This is a genomic window from Marinobacter sp. NSM, from assembly GCF_052380025.1.
Lineage (GTDB): Bacteria > Pseudomonadota > Gammaproteobacteria > Pseudomonadales > Oleiphilaceae > Marinobacter.
In genome coordinates this window covers 584,346-602,037 of sequence record NZ_JBQTCK010000003.1, presented here as the reverse complement: position 1 = coordinate 602,037, position 17,692 = coordinate 584,346, and the positions used below count along the sequence as shown (strand labels likewise).

Genomic DNA, 17,692 nt, shown 5'->3' with positions numbered 1-17,692 from the left:
CCGGCACCCTGCACCTGAAAGCGGGCACCGCCTGGCTCAGTGACTCGGGCACCGAACTGCATATCAAAGCCGGCCAGAAAGCGGTGATCGAAGCCGGTGCCGAAATCACCCTCAAAGCCGGTGGCAGCTTCGTAAAGATCGACCCCAGCGGCGTGGCTTTGGGTGGCGCGAGCATCAAGATGAACGCCGGTGGCGCTGGTGGCAAAGGCAGTGGGCAGAAAGTGCAGGTGCCGGAGAGGCCTGGGTTGGTGACGGCTGCGGGCGGGGTTGTGGCGCCGGTGGCGTTGGCGGAAGCCGATCAACGTATGGATGCCGAGCCAAAAGCCGTCGTAGCTCACCGCCTTAAGCAAGCGCGCATGCAAGGAACGGCCATTGTTGAGCAGTGCCAGCAACAACCTGATGGCTCATGTCCGCTCGGGAATTGCCCCTGTGGCAAGAGCCAGTCGGCATAATCGGAGGGGGACGGTCCATGGCATTACCAAAGCCTTCATCTGACAAAGTGCGTTACCTGGTGTTGGAAGCCCGCCAGAATCCACCGGTTGTGCGGTCTTTGTATGAGCAGGCAGACAACCCGAAGTGGGTGCACCTGTTTGCTGAAACAGACTGGCAGCAATACCTGGCTGAAAGCCCTGTTGTCCTGGAAGCAAACCAAAGTAACCCTGAATACCAGTGGGCGCTGAAAGGATTGAAAGAGGGACGATTAACGGGCCTGATTCTGGAGTCGTCAGAAGGACTCGAGTCCGTCACGAAATGGCTAAGAGCGCGTCTGAGAGTACGCTTCGATGGGCAGCGACAGGGCCTTTTGCGCTTCTACGACCCGAATGTTTGGCATCGGCTATCTCCCGTGGTCCAGGACCAAGCGGATGTGGTGGAGCGCGTTATCTACTGGCATGGTGATTCCGGTGAGGCCCGCTGGCTAACCACCGAAAAACCAAGCCCGTTTAACATGTTACCTGTGCCCACACTGAACGAAAGCCAATGGCAGGCATTGAACACCGTTATTGCCTGAGAATGAATTCACCGCTAGATAAAGCAAGGAATGACAGGGATGTCTGAGAACAACTCGAACCAGGTTGCCGGAAGCTGTGGCCCCGCCTGTGAGGGCGAATCAGTGATTATTGAGGTGATGGGTAGGGATCATCCGGACGGGCACAGTTTCAGAATCTTTGATGACACCAACTACGAGCAGCAGGAATGGCTGGAAAATCAGGTTCAGGTTGAACCACTGGAAGATTCGGTTCTTCACGTTTGGCCCTGGCGAGGGCAACCCAGTCGCAATATCTGGATCGAGATCGAAGCCGAGGGCAGCCCGATTCGAGTACCGTTCCTCGAAGGAGCGGCTCGTGTTGATCGGGAGATGGAGCGGCAACGCCATGTTATTTTGCCCATTGTTCCCGCCACGCTGATCTCTGGTGTTGAGTTGCATGGAAGCAACCCGGTTCACCATGTACTTGCCAGAGCTGGATTCCTTTACCTGTTTCATGAAGGAAAGCTTTGGCGGGAACTGGAGATCCAGATTGATGAAAGTGGCGTTACCCGATACTGCGATGTAGCTTTGTCTGACCACCGCGCGGACGATGGCAAGCTGAGGGCTGGCTATCGCGACGTGACTGGAACCGGGCTGGAAGAAATCTGGCTGCCAGCCAGGATCGGTGGAGGCTGGCTGAACCTGCAAGCGGCGTACAGCGAATCACAGTGGCCGGGTGAGCGCGTGAATCACCTTGAGCGGTCAGATGGTGATCGTTCAAATCGCTGTAACCTGATCAGGATGCAGTTTGACACTAATCATAAAGAAGACATTGCCAATCTTAGTGTGTCAAACGGAAATACCACTGCATTTCTCGCAGAACTGCTGGAGCCGCAGAGGCCAAGAAAGCCCGCTCTGGAGTGGCAGTTCGATCGGCCGGAAAAGTACTTGCTGGACCTCGACGGGATTTACCACGACACAGCGATGCGGGCTGCAGTGTCGATGCACCAGCGGCAAGAAGATCCCGACCCTGAGGACCCGGTTGCGGAAGACGAACGTCCCGAGATGACAGCACTGTCAAATTGTTTGCATAACACACTCCAAGAACTGAGCCTCGCAGAGGCAGAACGGTTGCAGGAGCGCCGGCTTCAAGAACCGGAACCATTCTCCTGGAATGGCTCGGAATCTTGTGTGGCGGACTGCACAGAGCAAGCCAAGACTCGCGGTATCGGTGCCATCCGGCTGGATGATCCGGTGTACCAGTTGCGGTATAACCAGCGTCGTCGTCAGGTTGCCGCCTGGTTTATGAATGCGGCATTGCGCCGGGCCCGGTTCAGGCCCTATTTCGATTCTGCATTATTGGTCCACTCAGTTCTTGAGCCTGAGTTGATCGGCTCTGAGCCAAATCCGCTCCATAAGCACATGTTTGAGGTAAAAAGAGATGGCAGGGTGGAGCTGGAGCGTTCGCTGTCTGTGTCTGAGCGAGCAATGGCCAGGCGATATCTGGATCGCGTTCACACGGAATTGTTAGAGCGGCTATCCGATGAGCGCAGTCATCATGTGCTGACAGACCTATTCACACATTCCAGTTACGACTATGCAGGTGCATTCAACTTTGTGACTTCTCTGGTCATGAATCTGGTGACAGAGCCTGCGGAGTGCGATGCTCTCGACGTAGAAGTTGAAGGGGCCGTGGACGGTCAGGGGAAACGATGGCTAGAGGGTTTGTGTGAGGGTCGCCATAGCAGAGTCTTACATTCCTTGCTGTTCCCTCGCTTTCAATCGGAAGACCTGGAAAAGCCCTATGAGGCGCCCGCTGAACCTAAGCCCAATCACGGCAACGGCAGGTTCCGGGAGACGGATCTGGCCGCAATGGCTGAGATGGATCTGCCAGACATTGAGGATCTCAAAACCATGGATGGTCTTGAACTTGCGGTTGAAGCCGCCGCCGGTTCCTTTGAAACGGTTTTGACAACAGGCATGCGCATAGGTGGCCAGGTCTTGATGGGGGTTCACGGCAATATGTGGGCTGCGATCCATCACGCAAGTCATGCGGTTCAGGCCCGAAATAGTGAACTTGCAGATATTCGCAAAGAATTTGAAACCCTTCGGACGCAAAAGACCGAACTTGAAAACCGGCGTTGGGCTGTTGAGCGGAGGTTAGATAACCTCAGAGGTAAGGAAGCTGAGCTTGCGGATATTCGGAACCGGCTGAGCCAGATGGAAACCCGTTACCAAGGGTTAATGCTACAACAGCAAGCAATTGCAAAAACCGCGATTCTTGGCCGGATGAAGCTCTACTCCGGATCAATCGAACAGTTGCGCCGCTCACTACCGGGTTTGCTCGGGAAGATGGAACTTAAACGTTTCTCCAAGGCGTTGCAGAAGGATTATTTGGTTATCGAAATCAGCAAGAGCCGGCTAAGGCAGTTCGCTAATCAACGGGATATCGCGTTGTTCGGGGACTTTGTTCAGCAGGGGGCTGATCAGGAAGTTCAGGCGTCCACCAATAAGAAGCGGAGCAGCGCAGCCGGTATTGCTTCAGACGTTGCGGATGATGTTTATGTGTTGGTTATCCCGAAAACCGAAGCAATTGCCAGAGCGTTGGAGGAGATCTCTGCTGCAGAATCCCGGTTTCGAGAGGCAGTGCATGCGTTGGAAGCTCTGGAAGGGGCACTGGATAACGCACCGAACACCCCTGCAGCTGCAGCCGCGATAGCTGCGCGAAAATTAGATGCTGCGAAGCAGGAGTTGGACACCGCGGAGAGAGAACTGAAAGCGTTTGAACGAGATAGCGCGCGGGTTAATGGAAGAGAGCAATATGTAAGTGAACTTGAAGCAGCGAATGATGCTGCTAACCGGGTTGATCAGGCCGAGATCAGCAGTAAAAGATCCAGCAGACTTTACCGAGTGTTGAGCAAGCCGGTTTTTCCAGTGTTTGTTGGCTTGATGGAAGTTCATAACATTTCGAGCGTTTGGGCCGCGGACGCATACCAAGGTCGTGTCAAAGGAGCTTTTTCCTCTAACGTCAAAATGCTTAGTGCGGGTATAGACATAGCCGCAGCGGGCGTTGCTATCAGTGAAAGATGGGTGCTAGGCCCATCAAAAATTCTCTCTTTACAATTACCGGGCGGCGTCGGGGCAGTCTTTGCTAAGCGCTTCGGGGCACCGCTGACAATAAGAAGCGGCCTAGGTGCAGCGGCTGGTTTTTTGATGGCGTTGGATGCCGGTTTTGATGCCTACTACGAATACCGGATGGGCAACACAGGGGCGGCCATTGGCTATGGTCTTCTGGCCGGAAGCGGTGTGGCGTTTGGCTTTGCCAGTCTGGTTGGCAAGCCTGGCTTGTTGCTGGTACTTGGACCAAAAGGCTGGCTGGTTGCCGGTGTGGTACTTGCGGTGGCAGGTCTGGCCACTGTATTAGCCTTCAGTGATGAGCCTCTGGATATTTGGATGAGGCACGGTCCTTTCGGACCATTGAATGAGAAGCCCTTTCTAAAAGAGCCGGATGAAGCATACTATCGATTGATCAGCCTTTTGATGGGCGTCTCAGTTCGCCTAGAGTACAACCCTTTACGTCTAGCTACCCGTGAGGCCCTTTCGTTAGAAGAAGGTGAGCCTGATGGAAGGTCACTTGCACTGTCAAATTCCGGTGAGCGCTTGGTAATCGAAAGTGCTATTCCTGGGTTGTTCAGTTCTGGGATGTTTTCCAAAGTTATCGTCAAGCTCCAACTTTTTGAAACGATTGCGGTTACCAGAGGAAGAGGCCAGGTCCGCGTAAATAAGATAGCTGGAGACGATGTGGAACAGTACCGACTGTTGACGGAGCAGTCTGAAACAGGAGCGCACGTCTACCTTAATGCTCCTGCCAATGAGCGACGGCAGCTCGATAGCTGGTTCTGGGAGGGCGATGTCTGGGAAACAAAGACCTATCGTTGGCAGGCTAAAGTGCAGATTCAGGCGAGTAAAACACCTGATGGTTTGTTGATGGTTTTCCCGGCCCCGCCTCCCGAGGATTCTTTGTCCTTTAACAAGGATAACGATTCCCATAGCAAACCTGAGTTCAATCGAAACAACCAGCCGTTCTGGTACAGTCAGAGAGTTCAGGAAAATGTTGAATAATTTATCCAGCGCTGTTTTCGCCGGTGATCATTACGGGCAGTTCGCTTACCGTTCTGATGTTATTCCTCCTCAGAAGAATCAGGTAGAGGAATTGAACCGGACAGGACTGGATCGGTCCGCCAGTCTGCGACTGCCCTGGGGTAATACCCGTGAGGTGGTGCCCCCGACCTTCATGTCTGATGATCCACCAAAAAAACTGAGAAGGTTGGAGAAAAAGGAAGATTTGGCTGACAAGCTCGGGCTATACGTCGAGAACAATCACGAATGCTTCCGGCATGCACCTCTGGCGTTTCAGGCACGCTTTATTGACATGATGTGTGTTTTAGGAAAGATCTGGGCCTACATTGTCTCTCCGATGTATGTCTTAGTCTTAATGCTTACATCTCCGCTGGTAGGGAATAGGGGGCAGACTTGGTCTGAATATATGCAAGGTTTCGTTTATGGGGATCTTGTTTTGTTGACCGGAGGCTTAGTTCTCATCCTCATCTCCTACCTAGCCTTCCGCCTCTTCCCCAAATGTCTTTTCAGAAACGGCCGCGGCCCCGAATGGGAGTTCAACCGCCGAACCGGCATGATCAAGGTCTGGCAATATTCTCGGAAACTCCCGTTCGTGCCCCGAAAGCCTCCGGTCGTGATCGAAAAACCCTTCTACGAATTTGATGCCTGGTGCTGCGCCCGGGTAGATCGTTTCGGCACTCTGTTTGATCTGGTGTTGTCTCACCGGTACAGCAGACTGGACGTCACCGTTGGCGATATCCTTGGCGCACATGGCAGCGCTACCATGTGCTACGCCTACTGGGACTTTATCCAGAATTATATGGACATCACCAAGCCGCTGCCGGAGCTGCCCATGCTGGAGCGATACCGTCCGCTGGATCCGACCACGGCTGAGCATGACCTGAAGACGGGCCGGCCAGCGCGATACTGGCGGGACATGGATGATGAAACCTTCAAGAAGCATGTAGATCGGATGTTCACCGAAGTCACCATCATTGACACTGCCCAGCGGAGCAATGTGATGGCAGAAAAGTTGCAATACGCTTCATGAATACTCGCTTCACCGTATTCCAGGGACGGCGATGACAGCACCTTGTCATGCCTCCACCACTCTGAAATTACTTCCGCCCATAATTGTCAACCATCAACAACGTGTAACCACAAGGAGAACACCATGTCAGGAAGCCGGGACCACCTGGAAATGTCGTTCATGTCCATCCAGTGCTTTACTGATGACGGCAAGCTCGACGCTAAAGAACTGGGCTCAATCATGAGCATCGCCGAGCGCGATGGTGTGATTGATGAGAACGAAATCCGGGTACTTCGGAACATCATTTCCAGGATCAAGCCCGAAGAGGTGGATGACGCCATGCGCCGCCGTTTGAAGGAAATTGAGCGCAAAATCAACGCAGCTTGAATGAAAGCCCCACTGAGTGGGGCTGTGACTTTTGGGGAAATAGGGAAAAATTACGTCATGGACGAACAATCAGTTGTAAGTATCGAGGAATTTGGACAAGTCGTCGCCAGCAAAGACTACATTGCTCTGGTGCGACGTTGGCAGCGACCTACCTTCTATGCTGTTTTCTCTAAGACTGAGGAGGGTGACGAGACGCCCGCACTGGTCGAAGTTCAGGACCATCTCGCTTTTATCGCGTCGCCTGACCGGGCTGGTGATCTTGGCCAGCATCCAGTGAGCGCATGCGGCGGTATTTACCGCCGCAACACCGCCTCCGGCTGATTCAGCAAAGCAATCAGCGGATTCTTCCTGAGCACATAGTCTTTTATCAGATACCCCAGCAATAAGCCCAGGGCAAAACCACCAAGGTGCGCTGCCCAGGCCACGCCGCCTTGGGCGGTAAACATCCCGAACAGGTTGATCAGGCTCCAGATCAGGAAGTACCAGTGAGGTGCCAGTTTCTTCTGGTACACGATGATCATGAAGGTCAGGCTGGCGTGGCGGAACCACAACAGGTAAAGCCCGAACAGCGCGGCGATGGAGCCGCTGGCTCCCACCAGCAGCAGTGGCCCCTGGGCGGTGTCGAAGAACATGAACTCAGCCAGGGCTGCCATCACGCCGGCAAACAGGTAAATTGCGAGAAAGGCACCATGGCCGAGTGCATCCTCGAGGTTGTCGCCGATAATCCAGAGAAAATACATATTGCCCACCAGGTGCATCAGCCCACCATGAACAAACTGGTAGGTGAGCAGTTGGAGAACGAAGTGCGCCGGGCTTTGGGTGTCTGAGTTCAGCCCCAGGTTCACGAATATCCATTCGTTGGTAGCCGGAGCGAACATCCCCGCCACAAAAATCAGGCTGCACAGTGCAATCAGCAAGCGAGTAACCCAGGGCGTGCGATGCGGCTGCACGTTGTATTCCACGGGCATGGATGTGAGGAACTGGAACAGCCAGGACTTCCAGGTGACTTTTTTGTTCAGATCGCTCAGGGCCTGCTTTAGCTTCGGTGAGTGCATCACCTGATCAATCTCATGCTTGTCGAGCCAGACACCGTCGCACTCCGGGCAGCAATCGATTTCGGTGGTGTAATGTTGCAACAGCTGGTAATGAACCATCGGCACCTGGCAGCGGCGGCACTGGCGATCGCTGGGGCGTAAAGCCGGTCCGAGGTGGAGTTCATGGTCGTAGTCATCAATGCAGTCGTGCTGATGGGCGATGGCGTGGTTCAGGGCACCGTCTTCAAACCACAGGCCATGGCATTGCCGGCAGTCCAGTATGGACGGGTTGCTGGTGGCAGCGAGGCTGTCGGTTTTGCAGGCCGGGCAACGTTGATGTCGAATTCTGGGCATAACTTCCTTTCCCTGGATACTTCCTGCGATTACTGGTCGGATTCCGTTAGGTAGTGTTTGGCAAACGCCTGCAACTCCCCCGCCACCCGCTGCCGGATCGCGGCGCGGTCGTTGGGATCTAGCTCGTACTTCTGCGCCAGTACCTCAAAATCCTCATCCCGCAGGGTGATGGTCAGCCGTGGCCTGGCGCGATTCTTACGGTAAGGCAGTTGCAGGACTTTGCGCACCATATCAGCGGTGGTCATGTCCTGCAGGGCGGCAGACACCCGGAAGGCGCGCTGGATATCGTTGGAGAGATCAAAGGCCAGTTGCACTGCCTGAACCGCTTGCTCTTCTTTTGACCAGTCCGGTTTCTTTGCCATTAGCTTAGCCTGGATAGGCGCCCCCGTATTGGGGGCGCGCAACGTGTTACTGAGCCTGGTTGCCTTTCAGGCGGGCAAGGACATCGTTGACCGCGTCTTGCTCGCTGTCAATGCCGGCGGCTTTGAGCTTCTCATCGAGGTCTGCCCCAGTGAGTTCCTTCTCAAGCGTAGCGCTGGCGTTCTGCCGGTCTTCTTCCCGGGCCTGGCGGTCACGGATGCGTTCCAGCGTTTCCTTGGCGGTGCTCAGGGAAGACTGGTTGCTGTTGATATTGGTGTCGATCTGGGCGGTGGTGCGCAGTACCCGCTCGTTGGTTTTCACCACCTGCAGTTCCCGGCGGTAGTCGGCCAGTTGCTTTTCTGCCCGTTGTACGCGCTCTTTCAGGCCGCTGATGCGCTGTTGCAGCAATTCGCGGGTCTGGGTCAGTTCCCCGGCACGGCGTTCGTGGCCCACAATGCGCTCTGCCACTTCCCGGGCCAGGTCTTCCTGGCCGGCGGCCAGGGCTTTGCTGGCGTCCTGTTCGCGTTTGCTGGCACTGTCCTGCTCAACGCGAATCTGCCGGGCCAGCGATGCGGATTCGGCCATCAGGGCAGCCAGTTCCTGCTTGGCCTGTTTCAGTTCCTGTTCGGCGTCTCGCAGTTCCTGTTCCAGAATGCGGTTGCCCTGGCCATCCACAACGGCTTCACCCAGTTCGTTAACGCCACCGCGCATGGCGGTCAGAATTTTCTTCAGTACGGTTCTCATGGTTCAGCCCTCACTCAAGCCAGGTAGTCTTCAAAAGTCTGTAACAGGTCGATGGCATTCTCGGCGAGCGTGACCAGTTCCTGCATGATTTCGGTCGTACCGGAGGTGGGGCTCAAGGCGCCGTACACCACGTAGTGATCACCGGTTCTTCCCAGCGCGCTGAGGGGCATGGGTACGCTCAGCCGGAGCATGTTCTCATGCAGCTCGTTCAGGCGTTCCGGGTTCAGTTCCTGTTCGTCAAAAAGGTACGCAAGGCACAGAATCTGGGTGTCGGTTACGGTAACGTACACCGGCGTTTCTTCAGCGCCGGAAACGACCACTTGCAGTACCGGCTCGTCACCGGCTACGGGCATCACATCAAAGGTACGGCCTGCATGGGTAGCATCACCCAAGGCCAGGGTGAGGGATTGAGTGTCCACGAATAGCTCCTTCCTGTGGCATTGAATCGGTTCGGCCGATCCGGACGAACCTTGTCCTGTCGCTTGACATTTTATGTCAATAAGCCGAGTCTATACTCCGCAATTAAATATTTGCAAGAAATAGTTTGTTTGCGTTATAAACAACGCCTAATGGTTGACATGAACTGTCAGCGTATGGATTTACCGGAACGGATGTCTGGTCGCGTATGGAAACATTCTTCGCAGTTGCGTTCTCCTTCCCGACGGTGGTTTTCTCCGTACTGCTTTGCGTGGCCATTATCTACTGGCTGATTTCCCTTTCCGGTATGGGCGATGTCGATGCCGAGGGTGATCTTGATGTGGCCGGTGATTTCAGTGGCCTGATGGTGACCCTCGGGTTGCAAGGCGTGCCCCTGCCGCTGGTGCTCACCCTGTTGTTCCTGGCTGGCTGGTTGACCAGCTATTTCATTGATCTGGCCTTGGGCGCACTGGTGCCGTCGGGCATTCTGCACTGGTTGTACGCGCTGGCGGTAATGTTCACAGCCCTGGTTGCTGGCCTGTTGGCCACGTCCATTGTCGTTCGACCCCTTCGGCCCCTGTTTCGCCGCGCCTATCTGCCGCCTCTGCAAAAACGCATTATCGGAACACCCTGCGTGGTGATTTCGTCCTCGGTTTCTGAAACATCCGGGCGGGCAGAAGCCCATCTGGACGGTGCCCACCTGGTGTTGCAGGTGCGCAGCCATTCCCCGTTGTCCCATCGTGAGCGGGCCATTCTTATTGAACACATTCCGGACGCCAACGCCTGGTGGGTGGTGCCGGAAGCTGAATTCCTGTCCGGTGAATCCGCCGGTTAACCCTGCACAAACGTCCTTCCAATCAGCTCAGGAGAAAGCGTAAATGGATTTATCTTGGATCATCCCGGTCTTCATGACTGTCGGCGTTCTGGTCTTGTTGATACTGGGCATCCTGGCCCTGTTCAAGGCCTTCTATCGCAAGGTTGATCAGGGCCAGGCCCTGATCGTGAACGACCTGTCGCCCACCCCGAAGGTGTACTTCACCGGCGCTATGGTTCTGCCGGTTATTCACCGTTCCGAGACCATGAAAATCTCGGTGATTACCCTGGAGCTGAACCGCACCGGCAAGGAAGGGTTGATCTGTAAGGATAACCTGCGGGCGGATATCACCGTTGCGTTCTACCTGCGGGTCAACGAAACCGCAGAAGATGTGCTGCGGGTTGCCAAGTCGGTAGGCGTTGGCCGTGCTTCTGACCGGGACGCGGTCAATGAGCTGTTCAATGCCAAGTTCAGTGAAGCGCTGAAAACCGTTGGCAAGAAGTTGGAGTTCATGCAGCTGTTCGAAGAGCGGCAGCGGTTCCGGGATTCCATCGTTCAAACCATCGGCGAAGATCTGAATGGCTACATCCTCGAAGACGTGGCCATCGATTACCTGGAGCAGACACCGAAAACCTCTCTGGATCCAAACAACATTCTGGATTCCGAGGGTATCAAGCGGATCACCGAAATTACCGCACTGCACAACGTAGAAACCAACCGCCTGGAGCGTGACCAAGAGCTGGAAATTCAGCGCAAGAACGTGTCCGCCCGTGAGGCCTCTCTGGAGCTGGAGCGCAGTCAGGCGGATGCCGAAGCCCGTCAGCGTCGCGAAATCGAGACCCTGCAGGCCCGCGAAACCTCGGAAACCGAGCAGGTGCGTGAGCAGGAGCGTGCCCGCGCTGAGGCCGCTCGCATCAAGACCGATGAAGAGCTGGCCATTGCCGAGGAAAACAAGCAGCGCCAGATCGAGATGGCCATGAAGGCCCGTGAGCGCGCGGTGCAGATTGAGGAAGTGCGCATTCGCCAGGCCCGTGAGCTGGAAGATGTAAACCGTGAGCGCGCCGTAGAAATCGAGCGCATCGGTATGGAGAAGGCGCTGGAAGGCGAGCGTAAGGAAATTGCCGACATCACCAGTCAGCGAATTGCGGTTGAGCGCAGTGTGGCGGAAGAAGAAGAGAATATCAAGGATGTGCGCAACCGCTCTGAAGCCGAGCGTTTGAAGGTCAAGAAGGTTGTGGCTGCGGAAGCGGATGCCGAAGAACTGAAACTGATGGACGTGAAAGCTGCGGAAGCCGCCTTCGAACGATCCAAGTTTGAAGCTGAGCAAGTTCGAGTCAAAGCCCAGGCAGACCTGGATGCCGCCGAGAAGAAGTCGGTGGCGGATGAGAAGCTGGCCCGTGGTCGTCAGGCCATGGCGGCTGCCGATGGCTTGGCTGATGCCCAGGTCAAGGAAGCTCAGGCAACCGCGATCCGTGCGGATGGTCTGGCCCGTGCTGAAGTTAAATCGGCCACCGCGAAGGCTGACGAAGAAGCCGGCCTGGCCGAAGTACGGGTGCTGGAACAGCGCCTTGAAACTGAAGCCATGGGCGAAGAGAAACTGGGTCTGGCCAAAGCGGATGCTCGTAAAGCCATGGTACTGGCGGATGCCGAAGGCGAGCAGCGCATGGGTCTGGCCAAGGCCGATGCCCGCGAAGCCATGGCCAAGGCCGAAGCGTCTGGCCTGGTCGAGAAGCTGAAGGCCTACGATGGTATGTCTGAAGAAGCCCGCCACTTCGAAGAATTCCGCATGAACCTGGAAGTTCATGAGAAGGAAGTGATGGCGCAAATCGAAGCCCAGAAGACCGGCCTGCTGGAAAATGGTCGCGTTATGGCGGCGGCCCTGAAAGACGCCAAGTTTGAAATGATTGGCGGCGACGGCGGCATCTTCGAGAAGTTTGCCCAGGGGCTGGGTTATGGCAAGAGTGTGCAGGGCGTTCTGGACAAGTCGCCCTCGCTGCAGGCAGCCCTGGCCGGCATCGCCGGACGGGTTTCCGGTGAGAAGTCCAGCCGGACTTCGGAAACCGCCTGAAGCCCCAGCGACCGCCGGCCCAAGCCCCGGCGGTCGCTGTTCCCATTCCGATTTCCCTTCAGTTCAGGATGATTTGGTATGTCGACGGATCGCACCGGCCTTGAAAGCATTGTTCAGGAAGGCTCTGCCTTCGAAACCATCCAGCGGCGGCTGAAAGAGCAGGGCGGACAGCTCCGGGAGCAGGTGTCCGGGTTGAACCAGGCTCGGGAGGAGGTTTTCGGCAGTGCCGGCATGAACGTACTTGGCCGGGCCCGGGTCAGAACCGAAAACAATGCCATTGCACGGGATGTGGTTCGTCTCGGTGACAAGCTGCTGTTCGGTTTCAACCTTCAGCTTGGGCTGCGCAAGTCCCTGGCGGTTGAGGATGTGTTCAGGCTGTACCACCTGAATGACGGCGACAGCGGTTTCGAAATGACCGAAGCCGCCATCGAAGGCTCCTTCCTGACCGATGCCCGCTTCGCCACAGACTTCCGGGAACTGCAGCAATACTACAACACCGCCACCCTGTCTCAGCTTGTCATCCTCAAGGGCATGCTGCTGATGGCGTTCCGTATTGGTGACAAGCTGGATGACCTGAGGGTGTTCCGCTGGGAGCTGAAGCCGGATGGTAACGTAAACCGATACGTGGACAACCGGGGCGAGCGCGACCTGACCTTCCTGGACCGTTTCAGTTTCCACTGGAAAACCGTTGGTCGTGACAGCCAGGTACAGGGCCGCTCTCCTCACCTGAACATTGCCGACACCCTGTTTGTCGACAACCTTAGGGGCAACATCACCTTCAAGGTGGAGAACAACACCGCCACTGGCGAGGGCATCTATCAGGACGCCGTGGAGTCTGACTCCCAGTCGCTGGACGACGCCAGCTTTGACTACGCTGACCTTGGCGAGATTCTGCTGGTGCGGATTCTGCCGTTCAATGAAAAACACTGGCGCTACTACCTGTTCAATCGCACCCAGCGCAAGGTTGAGCGAGTGGATGCCATGGCGGGCTCGGTGGCGTCTTTGCCGGACAATCATGGCCTCATTTTCCCCTCCGGCTATTACCTCACCACCGGTGAGCTGAAAACCTTCCAGATTCCGGATGGCGATTTCCGGCTCAAGCGCACGCTGCGCTCACCGAACGGTGAGGACATGCTGTATGTGTTCTACGAGCACCTCACCGGGCAGGTGATTCTGTTTCGCTACAACCTGATTCGGAAACAGGCGGACGTGCCCTTGATTGGCCATGGTTTCGCGCTATTCGAGAACGGCCATCTGGTGGTTTTCAACGCCGATAACGAACCGACCCTGGTGCACCCGCTGCAGGTATGGGAAACCCCGTTTACCTCCGAGAGCTTCCATGCGCAGGCCAGCGTGGCAAACGATTCGGAACTGGCTCGGATTGGCAATCCGGAACTGGTCCGAGGCATTGCCGAATTGAACACGGTGGTAACGTTGGTGGATTCCTCCAGCGCCAGTGAACGCCACTTCACCAGCCTGATTCGCACCGTTGATCGGGTGCTCGACCAGTTCTTCTGGCTGTCTGGCAGGCAGGAAGAGGCTCTTTTCTCTGGCCTTCATCAGCACCTGACAACCATCCGTGGCACCGCGGAACTGGTACTGGATGAGTATGAGAAAGTTCAGAGCATCCGGGCCCAGACGGAAACCGCCATTAACGACGTGGCTGAGGCTCAGGGCATTTTGATGCGAGACCTGAAGCCAGACAGCTGGAAAGCCCCGGATCAGTTCGTCAGTTACCTGGCCCGCTTGCGTGAACATCGGGGGCGGGTGCGCACTCTGAATGATCGGCGGTATGCCGATAAAGCCCGTATCGACACGCTGGAAAGCGATCTGGCCGACGCTGAAGAGCGGCTGACGGAGCGAACCTTCCGTTTTCTGGCCTCACCGGAGGCGCTGGATGGTTATCGCAAGACCCTGACCGAATTGCAGACTGACCTTGCCGAGGCCGACACCCGGGACGCCCTGCGCAAGATCGTGGATCGCTACCGGGAGCTGACCTCCGGGCTGGATATGATTCAGGGCATGCTGGCGTCCATGGCCGGTGACGATGCCGCCCTGGAAACCGCCATCACCGATAACATCTCCGGCATCTACGCCACCATCAACCAGCAGCGCTCGGAAGCGGAACTGCGCCTGAAAGAGCAGGGCAGTGCCGAGGCCCGGGCCCAGTTTGCCGCCCGGCTGCGGTTGTTTGAGCAGAGCCTGGCCAACGGCGTGAGTTCCCTGACCGATGTGCGGGAATGCGATGGCCTGATGACCCGTATGCTGGACCAGCTGCAGGAACTGGAAAGCCAGTTTGGCGAATACGATGAGTTTCTTGCCGCCATTCTGGAGCAGCGTGAGAATGCCCACGAAAGCATTGAAGCCCGGCGCCAGCAACTGCAGGATCAGCAGCAGCGCCGGGTGACAACCCTCACCGACGCGGCCGAACGCATACTCCGGAACGTCACCCGGTGGACCGAGCGGTTCGCCAGCGCGGAAGAACTGCATGCCTTCTTCGCCTCCGACGCCATGGTGGCGCGCCTGCGCAGCATGGCCAAAGAGCTTCGGGAGCTGGGCGCGGCTATGGAAGCGGATGACTGCCTGGGGCAGCTCAAGGCCGCCCAGGACACCGCGCTCAGAAGTGTTCGTGATAAAGCCGATATCTTTGAAGATGGCGGCGCCGTGATCCGTTTGGGCAAGCACCGGTTCAGCGTTAACCAGCAGGAGCTGGACCTGACGCTGATCCCGCGAGACGACCACGTGCTGCTGCACCTGACCGGCACCCAGTATTATGAACGCCTGGACGAGCCAGAGCTGGACCGCCTGCGGGGCTACTGGAACATGAGCCAGCCGTCGGAGTCGGACAAGGTTTACCGGGCCGAGTATCTTGCGGCACTGGTGATCGAGGAATTCCGGCAGGCGTCTGATCTGCCCGTCAACGTGGCCGACCTGGATGAGCTGACCGACTACATCCGAAAATTCGCCTCCCCCCGCTACCGTGAAGGCTATGAAAAAGGCATTCACGACCACGATGCGGCCCTGATCGTCAGTACCCTCTGGCCGGCTATCCAGAGCGCCGGGTTACTTCGATTCAGCCCCAAGGCCCGTGCCCTGGCGATGCTTTACTGGGCCGAGGTGGCCCGGCAGGATCTGGCAGCGCAACAGTTGCGTTCACGCTGCCTGTCTGCCGGCATTCTCAGCCGGATGATGCAGTCGAACGAATTGTTGTACTCCCTGGAGCAGGAACTTGCTCCACTGATGTCGGAGTTCGCCACCAAACACCAGCTGGCGCTGGTGGAAAAAGGCAGTGCTGAGCGCACCCTGATTGAGTCGGCGGCCCAGTATTTAGTGCAGCAGCTGGCGGAGGAAACCGAGCAGTTTGATATCACCCGTTATGCGGGTGAGCTGGCAGCCGGTTTCACCGAGGCCCTGAAACGGGATAACCAGTTTGCGCAGTATCAGCAAGCGCTGGAGGTAGTGAGCGGTCAGCCGGCGGCTCGCTGGACCATTGCCCGGCATTGGCTCAAGGCCTGGATGGACAAAACCGACCAGCAACACCTGATGCATTACCTGCCGGAAGTGGTGGCCGTCCTCAATGTGGGCGATGCCATCAAGACCGGCGTTCGCAGCGTTGAGTTGGCCTTTCATATCGAAGGCCTGCTGGGCCAGCACAGTCGCATAAACGAGCGCACCCTGAGCCTGCAGCTGGACGAGTTCGATGAGCGCCTGCGCTACCACCGCCAGGAAATCATTCCCGGCTGGCAGCAATTGCAGGAAGTCCGCCACAAAGTCCTGGAGCGCTGGCGCGATCAGCTGCGCCTTGAGGAGTTCCGGCCCCGGCCGCTGTCGTCTTTTGTGCGCAACAAACTGATCAGCGAAAGCTACCTGCCGATCATCGGCGACAACCTGGCCAAGCAGATGGGTACCGCCGGTGAAGACCGGCGCACAGACCAGTCCGGCTTGTTGATGATGATTTCGCCACCCGGCTACGGCAAGACCACCCTGATGGAATATGTGGCTAACCGCCTGGGCCTGATCTTCATGAAGATCAACTGCCCGAGCCTGGGCCACGACGTCACCTCGCTGGACCCGGAAAAAGCGCCGCACTCCACCGCCGAGGCAGAGCTGATCAAACTCAACCTGGCGCTGGAAATGGGTAACAACGTGATGCTGTATCTGGATGATATCCAGCACACCCATCCGGAGTTCCTGCAGAAGTTCATCTCCCTGTGTGACGGCACCCGGCGCATTGAGGGTGTCTGGCGTGGCCGGACTCGAACCTATGACATGCGCGGTAAACGCTTCTGTGTGGTCATGGCCGGTAACCCCTACACCGAGAGCGGTGAAGTGTTTAAAGTGCCCGACATGCTTGCCAACCGGGCCGATATCTACAACCTGGGCGATGTGCTCTCCGGTATGGAATACGACTTTGCACTGTCCTACATCGAGAACAGCCTGAGCTCCAATCCGGTACTGGCGCCCCTGGCCACCCGGGGCATGGCGGATTTCTACCGCTTTGCCGAACTGGCCGAAGGCAAAGCCGTGGCCGATTCCGACTTCGAACACGATTACAGTGCTGCCGAGCGGGACGAAATCGTCTCCCTGCTGAAGAAAATGATCCGGGTGCGGGAAACCGTACTGCGAGTGAATCAGGCCTACATTGCCTCCAGTGCCCAGGCCGAGGCCTATCGCACCGAGCCGACGTTCAAGCTGCAGGGCAGTTACCGGAACATGAACAAGCTGGCAGAGAAACTGTCGCCGATCATGAGCGAGGACGAGCTGGAAGCCCTGATTGATGACCACTACCAGGGTGAATCCCAGTTGTTGACCCAGGGCGCGGAAGAAAACCTGCTGAAACTCAAACAGATGCGTGGCACCCTGAGCGAGGCAGAAGCCGCCCGCTGGCAGTCGATCTGCGAAGAATACCGCCGCCGCCAACAGGCCGGCGGTGATGAAGAAACCGGCGTCAAAGTGGTGCGCCAGCTGGGCCTGATTTCCGAGCACATGCAGCAGTTGGGACAGCAATTGGTCGCCGGAATGGGCAGCCGAAGGGAGTCCGAACCGGATATCGACAGGGCCCTGAGCCAATTGTCCCGCTCCCTGGAAACCGGCCTCACCGAAGGCCTGCAATCGGTGCAACTCAATCCGGCAGTCACCGTCAACCTGGACAGCCCGCCGCAAGTGGGCGATGCCCTGATGGCTTTTGCGAGAATCTTCGAGGAATCCATTGTGCCACTGGTGAAAACCATGGATGGCAAGCTGGACCTGGATCTGAAAACCCAACAGGAAATGAGCCGGGTGTTGAGGGTTATACGGGATCTTCAGGACAGATTGCTGACGCAGGACGGGATGCAGGGTTGAGCCGGTACAGGAACACTGTGGGATAGGATAGACTGGCCGGCTTTAATCAAGCTTA

At 56.8% G+C, this 17,692-nt stretch carries 12 protein-coding genes and 1 pseudogene; 9 read left to right on the top strand and 4 right to left on the bottom strand.

The genetic code is table 11. The features are described 5' to 3' along the window. The 6 genes and pseudogenes from ACTZWX_RS10360 to ACTZWX_RS10335 all read left to right on the top strand — a co-directional run. Positions 1-452, top strand: a pseudogene (locus ACTZWX_RS10360) (type VI secretion system tip protein VgrG); the annotation flags it as partial. A 17-nt stretch (positions 453-469) separates the two neighbouring features. Continuing rightward, a complete protein-coding gene (locus ACTZWX_RS10355) occupies positions 470-1,009 on the top strand; it encodes a DUF4123 domain-containing protein (RefSeq protein ID WP_444713846.1) in 540 nt (179 codons plus the stop codon). 39 nt (positions 1,010-1,048) lie between these two features. After that, entirely contained in the window at positions 1,049-5,089 is a 4,041-nt protein-coding gene (locus ACTZWX_RS10350) for a hypothetical protein (RefSeq protein WP_444713845.1), read from the top strand. After that, positions 5,079-6,137, top strand: a complete 1,059-nt coding sequence (locus ACTZWX_RS10345; RefSeq protein WP_444713844.1) for a hypothetical protein — start codon at positions 5,079-5,081, stop codon at positions 6,135-6,137. The genes ACTZWX_RS10350 and ACTZWX_RS10345 overlap by 11 nt, the downstream gene beginning before the upstream one ends. A 123-nt stretch (positions 6,138-6,260) precedes the next feature. Next, positions 6,261-6,503 (top strand): hypothetical protein, encoded by a 243-nt coding sequence (locus tag ACTZWX_RS10340; protein ID WP_444713843.1) that lies wholly within the window; start codon positions 6,261-6,263, stop codon positions 6,501-6,503. 57 nt (positions 6,504-6,560) lie between these two features. Beyond that, entirely contained in the window at positions 6,561-6,824 is a 264-nt protein-coding gene (locus ACTZWX_RS10335; protein ID WP_444713842.1) for a hypothetical protein, read from the top strand. On the opposite strand, the gene ACTZWX_RS10330 is transcribed toward ACTZWX_RS10335, so the two are convergent. From ACTZWX_RS10330 to ACTZWX_RS10315, 4 genes are read right to left on the bottom strand one after another with little or no spacing between them, the layout of a single operon-like run. Further along, positions 6,797-7,891: a rhomboid family intramembrane serine protease gene (locus ACTZWX_RS10330; RefSeq protein WP_444713841.1), complete on the bottom strand. Its 1,095-nt coding sequence runs from the start codon at positions 7,889-7,891 to the stop codon at positions 6,797-6,799. The genes ACTZWX_RS10335 and ACTZWX_RS10330 overlap by 28 nt on opposite strands. 29 nt (positions 7,892-7,920) lie before the next feature. Beyond that, on the bottom strand, positions 7,921-8,253 hold the full coding sequence (locus tag ACTZWX_RS10325) for a hypothetical protein (RefSeq protein WP_444713840.1): 333 nt from the start codon (positions 8,251-8,253) through the stop codon (positions 7,921-7,923). Positions 8,254-8,299: 46 nt separating this feature from the next. Next, a complete protein-coding gene (locus tag ACTZWX_RS10320) occupies positions 8,300-8,995 on the bottom strand; it encodes a PspA/IM30 family protein (protein WP_072676040.1) in 696 nt (231 codons plus the stop codon). A gap of 14 nt (positions 8,996-9,009) precedes the next feature. Then, positions 9,010-9,414, bottom strand: coding sequence for a YjfI family protein (locus ACTZWX_RS10315; RefSeq protein WP_058091627.1), 405 nt, complete (start codon positions 9,412-9,414; stop codon positions 9,010-9,012). 206 nt (positions 9,415-9,620) lie between these two features. Between ACTZWX_RS10315 and ACTZWX_RS10310 the strand changes: the two genes are divergently transcribed. From ACTZWX_RS10310 to ACTZWX_RS10300, 3 genes are all read left to right on the top strand, one after another. Continuing rightward, positions 9,621-10,247 carry a hypothetical protein gene (locus tag ACTZWX_RS10310; protein ID WP_444713839.1) on the top strand — a complete coding sequence of 209 codons (627 nt, stop codon included), beginning with the start codon at positions 9,621-9,623 and terminating at the stop codon, positions 10,245-10,247. 43 nt (positions 10,248-10,290) lie between these two features. Beyond that, positions 10,291-12,294 (top strand): flotillin family protein, encoded by a 2,004-nt coding sequence (locus ACTZWX_RS10305; RefSeq protein WP_444713838.1) that lies wholly within the window; start codon positions 10,291-10,293, stop codon positions 12,292-12,294. 78 nt (positions 12,295-12,372) lie between these two features. After that, entirely contained in the window at positions 12,373-17,637 is a 5,265-nt protein-coding gene (locus ACTZWX_RS10300; protein WP_444713837.1) for a DNA repair ATPase, read from the top strand. The last annotated feature ends 55 nt before the right edge of the window (positions 17,638-17,692 follow it).